General features: G+C 74.9%; 10 protein-coding genes. 4 read left to right on the top strand and 6 right to left on the bottom strand.

Annotated features, from left to right (window positions below; all coding sequences use genetic code 11):
- The first annotated feature begins 100 nt into the window (after positions 1-100).
- Positions 101-1,510 (top strand): APC family permease, encoded by a 1,410-nt coding sequence (locus ACIOFR_RS31915; RefSeq protein ID WP_401002720.1) that lies wholly within the window; start codon positions 101-103, stop codon positions 1,508-1,510.
- Between the two features lie 74 nt (positions 1,511-1,584).
- Here the strand turns inward: ACIOFR_RS31915 and mycP are convergent, their stop codons facing one another.
- From mycP to eccB, 4 genes are all read right to left on the bottom strand, one after another.
- Complete coding sequence (mycP, locus tag ACIOFR_RS31910; protein ID WP_401002719.1) at positions 1,585-2,859, bottom strand: type VII secretion-associated serine protease mycosin; 1,275 nt, start codon at positions 2,857-2,859, stop codon at positions 1,585-1,587.
- Positions 2,860-2,986: 127 nt separating this feature from the next.
- Positions 2,987-3,280 (bottom strand): WXG100 family type VII secretion target, encoded by a 294-nt coding sequence (locus ACIOFR_RS31905; protein WP_401002718.1) that lies wholly within the window; start codon positions 3,278-3,280, stop codon positions 2,987-2,989.
- Between the two features lie 81 nt (positions 3,281-3,361).
- Complete coding sequence (locus ACIOFR_RS31900) at positions 3,362-3,664, bottom strand: WXG100 family type VII secretion target (RefSeq protein WP_401002717.1); 303 nt, start codon at positions 3,662-3,664, stop codon at positions 3,362-3,364.
- Positions 3,665-3,841: 177 nt separating this feature from the next.
- Positions 3,842-5,434: a type VII secretion protein EccB gene (eccB, locus tag ACIOFR_RS31895; protein WP_401002716.1), complete on the bottom strand. Its 1,593-nt coding sequence runs from the start codon at positions 5,432-5,434 to the stop codon at positions 3,842-3,844.
- A 377-nt stretch (positions 5,435-5,811) separates the two neighbouring features.
- Between eccB and eccE the strand changes: the two genes are divergently transcribed.
- The 3 genes from eccE to ACIOFR_RS31880 all read left to right on the top strand — a co-directional run bounded on the left by eccE (position 5,812) and on the right by ACIOFR_RS31880 (position 10,202).
- The gene (gene eccE / locus ACIOFR_RS31890; protein ID WP_401002715.1) at positions 5,812-7,050 is read left to right on the top strand and encodes a type VII secretion protein EccE; all 1,239 of its coding nucleotides are present in this window, start codon (positions 5,812-5,814) and stop codon (positions 7,048-7,050) included.
- Positions 7,050-7,814, top strand: a complete 765-nt coding sequence (locus tag ACIOFR_RS31885; protein WP_401002714.1) for a hypothetical protein — start codon at positions 7,050-7,052, stop codon at positions 7,812-7,814. Before eccE ends, ACIOFR_RS31885 begins: the two co-directional genes overlap by 1 nt.
- Positions 7,815-8,066: 252 nt before the next feature.
- The gene (locus ACIOFR_RS31880; RefSeq protein WP_401002713.1) at positions 8,067-10,202 is read left to right on the top strand and encodes an AAA family ATPase; all 2,136 of its coding nucleotides are present in this window, start codon (positions 8,067-8,069) and stop codon (positions 10,200-10,202) included.
- Between the two features lie 73 nt (positions 10,203-10,275).
- Here ACIOFR_RS31880 and ACIOFR_RS31875 read toward each other — a convergent pair whose 3' ends face one another.
- Both ACIOFR_RS31875 and ACIOFR_RS31870 read right to left on the bottom strand, forming a co-directional pair.
- A complete protein-coding gene (locus tag ACIOFR_RS31875; RefSeq protein WP_401002712.1) occupies positions 10,276-11,220 on the bottom strand; it encodes a bifunctional riboflavin kinase/FAD synthetase in 945 nt (314 codons plus the stop codon).
- Between the two features lie 78 nt (positions 11,221-11,298).
- Positions 11,299-14,760, bottom strand: coding sequence for a serine protease (locus ACIOFR_RS31870; protein ID WP_401002711.1), 3,462 nt, complete (start codon positions 14,758-14,760; stop codon positions 11,299-11,301).
- Positions 14,761-14,823 lie beyond the last annotated feature (63 nt).

Here is a 14,823-nt window from a genome sequence, read left to right as displayed (position 1 = left end):
GCACCGGGAGCGACCAGGAAATGACACCGGCCACGCCGTTCGGAGGCGATACCGCTCCCGCCCCCAGCCCCCAGCCCCCGCCCAGTCGATCGGACCTCCCATGACCGACACGCTTCCCCCACAGGTCGTCGCCGCCCCCGAGGTCGGCCCGGCCGTCGCGGGTCCGCCGAAGAAGCTCACCCGTTCGATCGGCGTCGTGGGTGGAACCCTGCTGACGCTCTCCTGCGTCACACCGGCCTCGACCCTCTTCGTGGTCGTGCCGGACCTGTTCGGCAGCGTGGGCAGCGCCACGGCGCTGACCATCGGGATCGGCTCGCTGCTCTGCGTCGCGGTGGCCTTCTGCTACTCGGAGCTCGGCACGCTGATCCCCAGCGCCGGCGGCGAGTACGCCATGGTGGGCAGCCTCGCCGGCCGCTTCACCGGGTGGCTGGTCTTCATCCTGTCGCTGCTGGTGGCGATGATCGTGCCACCGGTGATCGCCCTCGGGACGGCCGACTACCTGGCGCCCGTCCTGCACGTCGACAAGCCGCTGGCCGGCGCCGCGGTGATGCTGCTGGCCACCCTGGCCGGCCTGCTCGACCTGCGGGCCAACGCCTGGATCACCGGCATCTTCCTGGTCCTCGAAGTGATCGCGGCCGGCATGGTGGCCGTCCTCGGCTTCAGCCACAGCCGGCGCGGCGTCTCCTCGATGCTGCACGGCACGGTGATCCCGGAGGGCGGCGCGAGCCAGGCCGTCACCATCAGCATGATCGTCACCGGTCTCGCCATCGCGCTCTTCATCACCCAGGGCTTCAGCACCGCCGTGTACCTCTCCGAGGAGCTGGAGAACCCCCGCCGCAACGTCGCCCGCACCGTGCTGTGGACGCTGGGCCTGTCCTCCGCCGTCATCCTGGTGCCGGTCGCCGCGATCACCATGGGCGCGCCCAGCATGGAGGCACTGAGCGGGGGCGACATCAGCGCTCTGATCACGCTGTGGAGCAACTCCGCGGTCGGCACCTTCATCAGCCTCTGCGTGGCCCTGGCGATCATCAACGCCGGCATCGTGATGGTCATCCAGAACTCCCGGGTGCTGTTCGCCTCGGCCCGCGACCGGGCCTGGCCTGCGCCGGTCAACCGCGCGCTGTCGACGATCGGCCGGTTCGGCTCGCCCTGGGTCGCCACCCTGGTGGTCGGCGTGCCCGGCGCGGTGCTCTGCTACGTCAACCTGGACACCCTGTACGGCATCACCGGCGTCTCGGTGACCGCGATGTACCTGCTGGTCGCCGTCGCCGCGCTGCTCGGCCGCCGCGCGCACCACAAGCACACCAGCGCCTGGCGGATGCCGCTGTGGCCGGTCGTCCCGGCCCTGCTGATCCTGGTGCTGTGCTACGTGCTGTACCTGCAGGACGCGTCGTTCCTCAAGTGGACCGGCGGCATCGTGGCCGCGGCCAGCCTCTACTGGCTGTTCTACCTCCGCCCCCGCCCGGAGAGCCGCTGGGTGATCACCCTGCCGGAGGACCAGCAGGTCTGACCTCCGCCCCCGCAACGGCCGGTGGCCCCGACCCTTCCCGGGTCGGGGCCACCGGCCGTTTCCGGCTGCCGGGTTCAGAGCTCCGCGCCGGGCCGGCGGCGGCGGTAGTCCCGCAGCACCACCGAACCGCCGATCAGGGCCGCCACCACCAGCGCGCCCGCGCTCAGCACGAAGGTACCGGTCCGCTGGTCACGGTCGGCCTGGGTCTCCGCCAGGCCGAGCGGCTCGGCCACGATCGGGACGGTGTCCAGCTGCACCTTGGCGCTCTCGTGCGGCTTGACGTCCTGCTCGTTGCCGCCCTGGACGGCCTTCACCGGGTCCACCACGCCCCAGCCGACGAACTTGTTGCGGCCCCGGTCGTTGCGCTGCGCGGTCTCCTCGATCCGGGCCCGGACCTGGGCGGGCTTCCAGTCCTTGTGCATGCCCATCAGCACCGCGGCCACGCCCGCCACGTACGGGGTGGAGAAGCTGGTGCCGTTGTCGACGCACTGACCGCCGCCGGGGACGGTGGACAGCATGTCCACCCCGGGCGCGACCACGTCGACGAAGTCGCCGTACTGGGAGAACGGCGCCCGCTCGTTGTTGCGGTCCGAGGCACCCACCGCGAGCACGGTGTCGAAGGCCGCGGGGTAGGTGTTGCCCTCGTGGCCGTCGTTGCCCGAGGAGGCCACCACCACGATGCCCTGGTCGTCGGCCTTCTTCAGGACGGCCTCCAGGTCGGCCTTGCGGTCGAAGTCGCCGTTCTCACCGGTCGCCCGGACGTCCTGCGAGATGTTGATGACCTGGACGCCCCGGCCGATCATGGTGTTGACGGCGTCGATCAACGACCCGACGTCACCGTTGCCCTCGGCGTCGTTCTGCCGGATCGTGACGATCGACGCGTCCGGGGCGATCCCCACGAAGCCGGTCCGGCCGGGCAGCGCACGGGCGGCGATGATGCCGGCCACCTTGGTGCCGTGGCCGACCTTGTCCGTCACCCCGGTGCCCTCGACCGGGGCCCCGGTCTGCCGGTCCTTCAGCGACGAACCCGCGTCGGTGACCTTGCCCGCGAGCTGCTGGTTCTGGTTGTCCACCCCGGTGTCGATGACGCCGACGGCGACGCCCGCACCCCGGCCGGCCTGCCACAACTCGCCCAGCAGCACCCGCTGGAGCGCCCACGGGGTGCTCGCCACGTCCTGGGACGGGAACGTGCACTCACCGGCGGCGGCTATCGAGATCGGCGACCGGCGCAGGTCCCCGCCCGCGCCCTCGGCAGGCGGCTCGGCGTAGGCCGGGGTCGCGGCCACCGCGCCGACCATCCCCAGCACCACGGACGCCGCGGCCAGCCTGCGGTACGTACCCAACGACACCTGTCCACCCCTCTGTTCCCCACGATGCCCGCGCGCCCGTGCGACGCGCGAAGGGCGGGCGCCCAGCCGGGCGCCCGCCCCACCACCACGTTGCGCGCCGCCCCGACCGGGGCGGCGCGCAGCGGTGTCAGCCCGCCCAGATGTTGGCGTTCTTCGACTCGGTGGCCTGGTAGCTCTGGGCCGCGTTGTCCAGCGCGGTCGCGATCTGGCCGAGCACCTGCTGCAGGTCGGCGGCCTTGGCATCCCACTGCGCCTGGCGGGCCTGGTAGCCCTCCTGCGCCGAACCCTCCCAGCTGGAGGCGATGCGCTGCACGCCGGACTTCAGGTCGTCCAGCTGCGACTGGATGCGCGCAGCGGTCTGGCGCACCTCGGAGCTGGCGTTCTGAATGGTGGAAAAATTGACGAGAATGTTCCCGGACATGGTGTCTCCTTGTCGATGGGACCGTCAGCCCACACCGGGGGGCTGACGGTCAGGCTTCGGACTGCGCGAACCCGCGAGGGCTCAGCCGCCGATCCCGGTCAGCGAGGACTGCTGGTCCTGCTCGGTCGCGGCGTAGGCCTTCGTGGTGGCCTCGATCGCCTGCTTGATCTCGTCGAGCACCTTGTTCAGCGCGTTCGCGTCCTCGTTGAACCGCGACTGCATCTGCTGGTACGCGGTCGCGGCCGCGCCCTGCCAGCCCGAGGCGATCGAGTCGACGAGCGAGTTCAGCCGCCCGATCTCGCCCTGGACCTGAGCGTTCACCTCACCGATGCGGTTGGCGAACGCGTTCATCTCCTCAGCAGTCGTCTTGAACTGACCAGCCATGATCCACCGTCCCCCATGAGACTGACTTCGTCCGGGTAGTCCTGGCACGGTCTACCCGTCGACACCACGGTGTGATGTCACCAGAGCACTTTAGCCGCCCGGCGCAAGGCACCCAACACCGGGCAGCGGTTAGTTACCAGACCATGACACGGTGCCCGAAAGCGGAATGACGTACTGTCACGCGTTCTGCGCCTGCTCGGCCGCGGCCCGGCTCAGCACCGGCCCGGCCGGCACCAGCCTGGACCACGCCAGCGGCACCAGGGTGGGCGTGACGTCCTTGTACCCGAGGCGCGCCTGCGACTCGTTGCCGTCCTTGGACTCCCCCGCCGGGGCCGGCGCCGGGGCGGCCGAGGGGGAGGCCGAGGCGCCGCCGGCCTTCGTCCCCACCGCGTCGTTGTTGTTGGGCAGCGAGTAGCGCAAACCGGTCTCGGTGATCAGGAAGTCGCTGCCGGAGCCGCCCTCGCCCACGCTGTCGACGGCGCGGTAGAAGAGGCCGTGGCCGGCCGTCACGTGCGCGCTGAGCGAGCCCGAGTCGATGTCCGCCGGGTACTTGACGCCCGCCCACACGCTCTGCTTGACGACGTTGTTCTCGATGCCCTCGAAGGTGCTGCAGACGATCGCGCGGTCCTCGTTGCCGTTCCCGACGTTGAGCGCCTTCTCGATCTTCACCGTCGGAATGTCGGACTTCGGCCGCATCGCATCGGGGTCCACCTTGGGGGCCAGCCCGGCGTTCTCCGCCGGGGTGAGCTGGTACGGCACCGGCTTCTTCTTGTCGTACGCCGTGTCCAGCGACGGGAAGTTGAGGATCAGCTCGGCCTGGAAGGGCGTCACCGAGTACAGCCGGTTCAGGCCGACCACGAAGTAGCTGTCCTGGAACTGCAGCACCCGGCCGACCCGCCGCTCGGCCGCGGGAAGCGGGTCCGACACCGCGGACTGGACGACCTTGGCGGAGGTGTAGTCCGGGATCTCGGGGAAGAGGATCGCCTTGCCGTTCGCCAGGGTCTGCAGCCAGTCGGCGGTGACCTGCTGCGGCTTGGCGTCCCGGCCGAACAGGGCCGACTCCATCGCCAGCTGGTCGACGGCCTGGGCGTTGGGGCCCACCGCGTGCTTCGCGCCGTTGGAGTCCACCAGGTACTTCCCGCCCGGCTGCCCGGAGACCGTCGGCCCCTGGACGTACAGCGCCTGACCCTCGGTCAGCATCCGCTGGTCCTTGAGCGCCGCGGCGTCCTTGTCGGCCGCGACGAACACCGCCTGGCTGATCGACCCCTGGGTGTTGTTCGCGTTCCCCAGCCGGTCGCACACCGACCACAGCTTGGCCTTGCCGGCGTCGTCCGACTTCGGCAGCCGGTCCGGCGCGTAGGGGATGCCGATGGTCGCGCCGTGCCGCGGGTACTTGTCCAGCACGTCGTCGGCGACCGACATCACGGTGGCGTTGGCCGGCAGCACCAGACGGGCCGAGGACATGTTGAGCACCTGGTGGAGCACGCCCTTGCCGCTGGCGTCCTTCAGCACCACGTACCGGGTGGTCGACTGCTTGGCCTGGACGATGTACTTCCCGCTGTCCCAGTTCAGCGGCGCGCTGGGCTTGATCACACCCCACATGCCGAAGCCGGCCACCACCACCGCCGCCACGACGAAGCTCGGCAGCACCGCCCGAATCGGGCGGGGCGCGTCCTCGTCGTTGCCGCCGCCACTGGGCTGCAAGAAGGCGCCCACCATCCGCTTGCGGGCGAAGGTGTAGGCGTTCAGCTCGTCCCGGCGTGATGCCATGCTTGTCGTCTCCCCTGTCTGACCGACATCTGTGCGTACGTCAGCGCGCTTGTGCAGTGCGTGAGTCTGCCACCCCGCCGCCGCTCCCGGCCCGGGGCACCCCCCGCGGGCGCCGGCCCCGGCCAAACCCTCTACGATGCGGCAGCAGACGGTGAGTACGGTACGGGTACGTTTCGCCGACCGGCCAACCGGGCCGTGATATCTGATCAGAGAGGGCCTCTCGGGGGATGCCAAGCCAGTCCGCACCAGCGCGACGCAGCACATCGAACGGCCGGACGCCGGGCGGTCGGGGCACCGGCCGGGGAGGCCGGCGCTCCGGCCCGGCGCAGGCGGCGCCGACCGCCGCGGTCACGCCGAAGATCCACCCCCGGCCCGGGGTGCTCAGCAGCCGGCTGCGCCTGTCGCAGCTCGTCCTGCTGGAGGTCGCCGTGGCCCTGGTCGCGGTGGGCTGGACGATCAGCCCGGCGATGGCCGGCGCCTTCGCGGTGCCCGCCGTCGTGCTCGCGGTGGTGGCCCTGCTGCCGCTGTCCGGCCGGACCGCACCCGAGGGCATGCGGGTCCGCCTCGCCCTCAAGTCCCGCCGCAGGGAGGCGCAGTACAACGTGCCGCCGCCCGGTACCGACCCCGCCCTGGCCCCGGCCCTCGAACTCGAACCGGCCCTGCGCACGTACACCCACGCCACCGAGACCGACCTCGGCGACGGCCGCCCGATGCGCCGGGAGACCGGCATGGTCGGCGACGGCACCTTCCTGACCTCCGTCCTGCTGGTGCAGGCCAAGGACCAGCCGCTGCGCCCGCACCGGACGGCCCTGCCGCTGCCGCTCGACGTGGTCTGCTCGGCCCTCCAGGTGGACGACATCAACCTGGAGTCCGTGCAGCTCGTCCAGCACACCCAGCCCGCCCCGGCCCCGCACCTGCCGGACCAGTCGCTGGCCTTCCGCGCCTACCACCAGCTGCCGGACGGGCTCACCACGCCCGGCCTGCGGCTCACCTGGGTCGCCCTCAAGCTCGACCCGGAGAAGGCGGCCTCGGCCGTGCTGGCCCGCGGCGGCGGCGAGGAGGGCGCCCGCAAGGCCCTCCAGCGCGTCACCGACCAGCTGGCCGGGCGGCTCAACAGCGCCGGCTTCACCGCCACCGTGCTGGACGAGCGCGAGCTGATCGCCGCCCTGGCGATCTCGATCTGCGCCAACCCGGTGGCCGTGGCCGGCCGCCAGGGCACCGGCGGTGGCGGTCTCGGCGCCCGCCGCACCCAGGAGAGCGGCAAGTTCTGGCGGATCGACGACCGCTGGCACAGCACGTACTGGATCTCCAAGTGGCCCCAGCTCAGCCGCCCGGGCGGCGCGCCGGGCCGGATCTCAGCCCCCGACCTGGTCAACCTGGTCACCGGGACGCCCGCGCTGGCCAGCACCTTCAGCCTGACCGCCGGCCACGGCCTGGGCGGCTCGGTGGCGATCAGCGGACACGTCCGGGTGACCGGGCGCAGCGAGAGCGAGGTGGCCCAGGTCGGCCGCCTGGTCGAGTCCCGCGCGAACAGCGCCGGGGTCGGCCTGACCCGGCTCGACCTGGAGCAGGCACCGGGCCTGCTCGCCACGCTGCCCCTGGGAGGGACTTCCTGATGGCCTATCAGAACCACCCCGCCCAGGCATCGCAGCCGGGCGCCGACCAGCCCCGCCCGCCGCGGATCCGCCCCGGCTTCGGCCTGCGCGGTCCCAGCCGGGAGAAGCACGTGCTCACCACCGAGGACCTGGCCGCGCTGTCCTTCCCGGTCGGTGACGACGGCGTCCTGATCGGCGTCGACCCGCAGCAGCAGCCCGCCGTCATCGGCCTGTTCCGCCCGAGCTCCTACGAGGTCGTGCTGGTCGGCGGCATGTGGACCGCCCAGGTCATCGCGCTGCGGGCGGCCGCCACCGGCGCCCGGGTCGCCGTCGAGACCGGACGCCCGCAGGCCTGGGCGCCGATGGCCCAGGCGGCCGGCGGCGGACAGCCCTGCGTGACGGTGCACCAGGTCGGCCGGCTCGGCGCCCAGGGCGCCTCGGTGACCTCGCCCGTCCTGGTGGTCCGCGACCTCGGCGCCCGGCCCTCCCGCAGCCGGCTGTCCGCCACCCCGTGGCAGACCACCCTGACGCTGCTGCCCTACCTCGGGCCGAACGCCTCCCGGGTGATCAACGCGGCGGACCTGGTGGGTCTGCAGCGGATCTCCCCGCAGGAGTCCGACCTGGTCGGGCGGCTGCTGTCGCTCGGCGAGGCCGAGGTCGCCGCACTGCCCACGCTCGGTGACAACATCACGCTCTGGGCGACCCGGATGCGCCGTCAGTACGTCATGACCAACCCGGGCGAGGCCGAGGCCCAGGTGCTCGGCGGCGCCCGCCGGATGGACTGATCCGGGCCTCTCGGCACCACGCCCGGTCCGTGCCGGTCCGCCCCGAGGGGCGGGCCGGCACGACCGCTTGCCCCGGACGGGGGGCGGCCCGGACACCGGCGGCGTTCACTCCTTGGGCGGTCGCCGCACCCCGCCGCGGGGCCGTCCACCACGGCGTGAGATGGGACACCGCCTTCAGGTGACCGCGAATCACGTCCTAGTCTTGTTGCCGACGGTACCGCGCACAGCGGCGGCGAAAACGAGGGAGCCCAAGTGAGCAGCGATCGGGACGGCGTCTACGTCGGCGACAACGCGGCGGAGGACGACGACGACTGGTCCGACGCCCCTGACTACACGCCGCCGTCCTGGTACACGCAGACCCCGGACGGTGCGCCACCTGCGCAGACCCCGGCCGCCCAGGCCCCGGCCGCCCCGGTGCCGCCGGTCGCGGTCCCGCCGCAGCAGGCCGCGCCCGTGCCGGCCCCCGTCGCCCCGGCCCCCGTCTCCCCCGCTCCCGTGGCGCCCGCTCCCGCGCCGGCCCCGGTTTCCGCCGTGCCCGTCGCCGAGCCGCCGGCCGCCGTGGTGGAGCCGCAGGTTCCCCAGCCGCCCGTCGCCCAGCCGCCCGTCACGCAGTCGCCCGCCGTCCAGCCGCCCCTCGCCCAGGCCCCGGTCGCCCCGGCCCCCGTCGCGCAGCCGCCCGTCGCGCAGGGTCCCGCCGAGGCCGCCCCGGTGCAGGTGCAGGCCGCGGCCGAGCCGCCGGTCGCTCCCGGACCGCCGCAGCCGCAGCCCCAGCAGCCGCAGTCCCAGCAGCCGATGCCGCCGCAGACCGTCCAGCAGCCGCCGGTCCAGGTGGCGCCGCAGCCGCCGCACGTCCAGCAGGCGCCCCCGGTCCAGCAGTACGCGCCGCAGCCCCAGCAGCAGCAGCCCCCGCAGCAGTGGCCGCCGCAGGCACCGCAGCAGGGGATGCCCCCGGGTCCGCCGCCCGTCGCCGACCCCCGCCAGGGCGGCTGGCCGCAGCCCGGCCCGTACCCCCAGCAGCAGCCTCCGCAGGCGTACCCGCAGCAGCAGGGGATGCCGCAGGCCCCGGCCGCGTTCCAGGGCGGCGGCCAGCAGCCGACCGCGCACGGCGCGGCGCTCGGCTACACCGCGGCCGTCGAGCTGTCCTCGGACCGGCTGCTGCGCGGTCAGCCGAAGGCGCAGCGGCAGCAGCCGCGGTTCCAGTTCGGCGGCAAGTCGGCGCAGGCCGACCGGGCGCGCAAGCTGGAGGTGATCCGCACGCCGGTGATGACCTGCTACCGGATCGCGGTGATCAGCCTCAAGGGCGGTGTCGGCAAGACCACGACCACCACCTCGCTCGGCGCCACGCTGGCCAGCGAGCGGCAGGACAAGGTGGTCGCGATCGACGCCAACCCGGACGCCGGCACCCTCGGCCGCCGGATCAAGCGTCAGACCGGTGCCACCATCCGCGACCTGGTGACGGCCATCCCGCACCTGCGCAGCTACATGGACGTGCGTCAGTTCACCTCGCAGGACCTCAACTCGGGCCTGGAGATCGTCGCCAACGACGTGGACCCGGCCGTCTCGACCACCTTCGACGACTCCGACTACCGGCAGGTCATCGAGGTCCTCGGCCAGCACTACCCGATCATCCTGACGGACTCGGGCACCGGCCTGCTGTACAGCGCGATGCGCGGGGTGCTCGACCTGGCCGACCAGCTGATCGTGGTCGCCACGCCCAGCGTGGACGGTGCCAGCAGCGCCTCCACCACGCTGGACTGGCTCTCCGCGCACGGCTACGCGGACCTGGTGCAGCGCAGCATCACAGTGGTCTCCGGGGTCCGCGAGACCAGCAAGATGATCAAGGTCGAGGACATCGTCGCGCACTTCCAGACCCGCTGCCGCGGCGTCGTGGTGGTGCCCTTCGACGAGAGCCTGGCCGCCGGCGCCGAGGTCAACCTGCAGATGATGCGGCCCAAGGTGCGGGACGCCTACTTCGAGCTGGCCGCCCTGGTCGGCGAGGACATCGCCCGGGCCCAGCAGGGCGGCGGCTGGCAGGCCCAGGGGTACCCGCAGCAGGGCCACCCCCAGCAGGGCTACCCCCAGCAGCAGCCCCCGCACGGCTACCCGCAGCAGCAGTACCCGCAGCAGGGCCAGCCGGGCGGCTACCCCGGTGCCCCCGCCCCCGGCGCGCCGTGGGCCCCGCAGCCGGGCCAGGCCCCGCCGCCCGGCTACGGGCAGGAGCAGCAGCCGTACCCGCCGCAGGGCACCCAGCAGCCGCCGCAGGAGTGGCTCCAGCAGGGGCAGCAGCAGCCGGGCGGCCGACCGGGCTACGGCTACCCGCCGCCGCAGGAGCAGGGCCACCAGCCGCCCCCGCCGGGGTACGGCTACCCGCCACCGCCGCAGCAGTGAGCGGCACCTGACGCGGTTCGGCCCGCCGGGACCTCCCGGCGGGCCGAACCTTTCACTGCGGGGTGACGACCGGTCAGCCGGCCTCGGTCAGCTCCCGGGCGCGCTTCACGTCGTCGGCCATCCGGTCGAGCAGCGCCTCGACGGAGTCGAACTTCTCCATCCCGCGCAGGTACGCGAGGAAGTCCACCGCGACGTGCAGCCCGTACAGGTCCAGGCCGACCCGGTCGATGGCGTACGCCTCCACGGTGCGCGCGGTGCCGTCGAAGGTCGGGTTGGTGCCGACCGAGATCGCGGCCGGCATCCGCTCGCCGTCCGCGGTCAGCCAGCCCGCGTACACCCCGTCGGCCGGGACGGCGCTGTGCGGCACGGTGTCCACGTTGGCGGTCGGGTAGCCCAGCTCGCGACCGCGCTGCGCACCGCGGACCACCACCCCCTCCACCCGGTGCGGCCGGCCGAGCACCTCGGCCACCCCGACCAGGTCGCCGCCGGCCACCAGCCGGCGGACCAGCGTCGACGAGAACGGCTCACCGCCGCCGGCCGCGCCGCGCACCTGGAGGTCGAGCACCTCGACCTCGAAGTCGTCGGCCCGGCCCAGCTCGGCCAGCAGCTCCACGTTGCCCGCGGCGCGGTGCCCGAAGCGGAAGTTCGGTCCCTCGACCACCAGCCGCGCGTGCAGCGCGTCCACCAGCACCTGCTGGACGAAGAACTCCGGCGACTCCTTGGAGAACTCGACGGTGAACGGCAGCACCAGCACCGCGTCCACCCCGAGCGCCTCGATCAGCTCCGCCCGGCGGGGCTGCGGCGCCAGCAGCGGCGGGTGACTGCCCGGCCGGACCACCTCGCTGGGGTGCGGGTCGAACGTCACCACGACCGACTTGGCGCCCAGCGCACGGGCGCGCTCCACCACCCGGTTGATGATCAGCTGATGGCCGCGGTGCACACCGTCGAACGACCCGATGGTGACGACGCTGCGCCCCCAGTCCCCGGGGATCTCCTCCAGGCCACGCCAGCGCTGCACCCTGACCGCTCCTTGTTCCTATGCCGTGGTTACCGTGCCGTGCACACCCGGCGCACTCGAACACCCGAACCTGATCCCCTATAGCGTGCCATGCGCCCGGCCCTGCTCCGGCACCGGAACGGCCGCTGCGCGCGGCGACGGTGCCTCCGGGCCGCGCTCCGCCTCGGCGGCGGCGTACTGCGGGTCCCGTCCGTCGGCCGCCAGCGCCCGCATCCGGGTCAGCAGCGGCCCGGCCGGGGGCGGCGGCTCGTCCGGCGGCCATTGGGCCAGGACCGGCGCGAACCCGGCGCAGCGGCCCGCACAGCGCACCAGCAGCGCGTCCGCGCCCGGCCACCGCGCCGCCGCCCGGCGGACCAGCTCGCGCAGCCGTTCCGGCCGGAACTCCGCCGCCCGCACCGCCACGCCCTCCAGCACCGCCGTGAGCACCCCGGGGTCGCGCTCCGCCGCCAGCAGGGTGTCCAGCAGCCGCCCGCGGCGCGGATCGCCGGGCACCGCGAGCAGGGCGGCCAGTGCCCGGCGGGCCGCGGGCGGGGCGGTGATCACCTCGGCGAGCAGCGGCCGGACGTCGTGGTCCAGCTCCAGCAGCCGGTCCAGGTAGTCGGCGAGCAGCCCGGCCCGTTCGGGCTGCTCGCGCAGCAGCCCGGCCACCAGCAGCATGCCCTGGCGCACCACGGCCGCGTCCCCGGCGGACGCCAGCACCCGCAGGGCTGCCGCCGGTCGCCCTCCGGGGCCGGTCAGCCGCTCCCGAAGGGCCGTCAGCACCGGCTCCGGCCGGTGCTCCAGCGCCGGCGCCAGCACCTCCGCGGTGACGAAGGGGTCGTCGGCCCGGTACGCGGCGAGCGCCTCGGCCAGCCGCCCGGCACCGACCGCGGGATCGCGGACCAGCAGCGCCAGCGCGGCACCGTGCAGCGCCGGTTCCTCCTCCCGGGCCAGCAGGGCCAGCGCGGTGTGCCGCAGCAGCCGCTCCCCCGGCCCGGTGGCGTACGGGGCGGTGCGCAGGGCGTGCACCGCCGCGGCGACGTGGCGTTCCGGCCGCGGGTCGTGGCTCCACCGGTCGACGGCCCGGGAGAGCGCGGAGGGCTCCTCGGCGGCCAGCCGGCCGAGCAGCGCGTCCGCCCGCGGGTGGGCGGCCGTCACCAGGGCCTCCGTCAGGTCGTCGAGGGCCAGCCTGCGGTGGTCGAACAGCAGCTCCTCGGCGGCCCGGGCGACGGACGGCTCGGTGTCCTCGAACCAGGCGCACAGCAGCGGGACGACGGTGCCCGGCGCGGCCGTCAGCAGCCCGGCGGCGACCGTGCGGTACGGCCGGCCGGGCCCGTCGGCGCGGACCAGCCGGCGCAGCAGGGCCAGCCGGTCGGGCGGTGCGAGCGGCAGCGAGGCCCAGAACGCCGGGCCGAACCGGTCGTCCCGCCCGGCCCGTTCGGCGAGGTGGTCCAGCAGCTCCCGGTGGCCGGCCGGTTCGGGGCAGCACGGCAGGACGGCCGCCAGCAGGCGCCCGGCCCACCAGTCGCTCTCGCCGCCCGGCTCGGCGGCGTCCAGGGCCAGCCGCAGCAGGTGCAGTCGAGCGTCCGGCACGGCGGGCGCGGCGGGCCCGGCGGGCCCGGCGGGCACGGCAGTCGCGTCGGGAGCGTCGGGAGCGGCGGGAGCGGCGGGAGCGGCGGGAGCGGCGGGAGCGGCGGGAGCGGCGGGAGCACGGACCGCCCGGCGGAGCGCGGCGAGCACCGGGCCCACCCGGTGCCGGGGCACCCGGTGCGGCCCGGTGTCCGCCGCACCGGCCGGGTCCGCGGCGGGCGGGCCCTGCCCGAGCAGCAGCCGCAGCGCCCCGTCGAGGTCCAGGTGCAGGCTCTGCACCCAGTCGGCGCACTCCTCGGAGCCGGCCCGGAAGCCCGGTCCGGCCGGGACGAACAGCGCCTCGTCGAGGACCGCGGAGGCCCAGCCGCCGGCCTCCGGGAAGAGCCGGCGGAACTCCTGCGCGGACAGGGCACCGCTGCCGGTGCCGAGCATCAGCCGGGCCGCCTCGTGCACCCGCCCGGCCACCGTCGCGGCCAGTCTCCTGATCCGCCCCGGGTCCTCCCCCGCGGGCGGCGGGGCGCCCCGCCGGTGGGCGCCGGGGCGGCGCGGGCCGGCCGCCGCGGCGAGCCGCCCGGCCACCCGCAGGCAGACCAGGTCGAGGTGGGCGGCGAACAGCGCGGTACGGCCGGGCACTGGTCCGGCCACGCCGGCCGTGTGGAGCTCGCCCGCCAGGCGGACGGCCAGCGGGTGGGCGGCGTCGGCCGGGTCCAGCCAGTCGGGCGGCAGCCCGTAGCGGCGGGCGGCCCGGGTGGCGGCGTCGGGCGGCAGCGGGCCGAGGTGGTGCACCCGGGCGCCGGGGTGCCAGGCCGTCAGCCGGTCCCAGCCGTCCGGTCGGGCCGCGACGAGGAGCCTGGTCCCGGTGGTGTCCAGCCAGTGGGTGCTCGCCCTGAGCCAGGCCGGCCCGGGCACCGCCGGTGCCTCCTCCGGGGCGTCCAGCACCACCAGCAGGGGGCGGCCCGCCGCGAGGACGAGCCGGGCGGCGGCAGCCGGGTCCGGCGCGGGGACGCCGAGCAGTCCGGCGGCCCGGGCGAGGGCACGGGCGACCGGGTCGGCCAGCGAGCCGTCCGCCGGGTCCAGGTCGGCTCCGCGCAGCCACAGGGTGGGCAGCGGGCGGGCTCCGCCGGCCCGGCGGACGGTCAGCGCGGCGCACTCGGTGGTCCGGCCGCTGCCGGGCGCGCCGAGCAGCGCGGTGACGGGCGGCTGCGGGTCCTGTCCGCAGACGCCGTCCGCCCGGTCGACCCGGTCCGCGGCCAGGTCGGCGATCCGGCCCGGCCCGGCGGTCGCGGTGCCCAGCTGGACGGAGACCAGCTGCAGTACCCCGGCCGGGTTGAGCGCCGGGCCGAAGGCCGGCACCTCGGCGGCGTTGCGTTCCAGCAGTCGGGCCAGCGAGCCGTCGGCGGCGGTGTCCTGGCTGAGCGGGGCGGCCGGCAGGACACCCGTCCGGCTGGTCCGCAGGGCGGGGGCGACGACGGCCAGCACCGCACCGGTCGCGGCGTCCACCACCGGTGTCCCGGCCGGCAACGCGGCACCCGGACGGGCGGGTTGGAGCAGCAGGACGCCGTCGACCGGGAGGAAGAGGTCCTGCCACGGGTAGACCGCGGCGGCCCGGCCGAGCACGTCGCCGGGGACGACCTCCGGCTCGCCGTCGCGCACCAGCAGGACGGGCGGCTCTCCCGTCCACCGCCCGATCGGCAGCGCGGGGCAGGGCAGTCCGCCCACGGCCTCGGTCCGCAGCAGGGCCAGGCCGTGGCCGGGCAGCGGTTCGATGCCGTCGGTGCCGATCACCCGGCTCTGGCCGCCGGGGGTGTGCAGGACCACCCGCTCCAGGCCGGCCACCGCCTCGTGCGCGGTGACCACGGTGCCCAGCCGGTCCGCGACGAAGCCGAGGCCGCGCAGGCCGCCGTCCAGGTCGCGGACCAGCAGCAGTGCCTGCGCCGGGTCCGTCGCCCCACCGGAATACCTGCCGGCCATCCGTCCCGCCTCCCGCGCCGGGCCGGCCGGGCGCCGGACTGGGCCCGGTACGGCTGCCGTACT

Source organism: Kitasatospora sp. NPDC088346, assembly GCF_044740765.1.
In the GTDB taxonomy this organism is placed as follows: domain Bacteria; phylum Actinomycetota; class Actinomycetes; order Streptomycetales; family Streptomycetaceae; genus Kitasatospora.
This window is presented reverse-complemented; position numbering and strand designations above follow the sequence as displayed.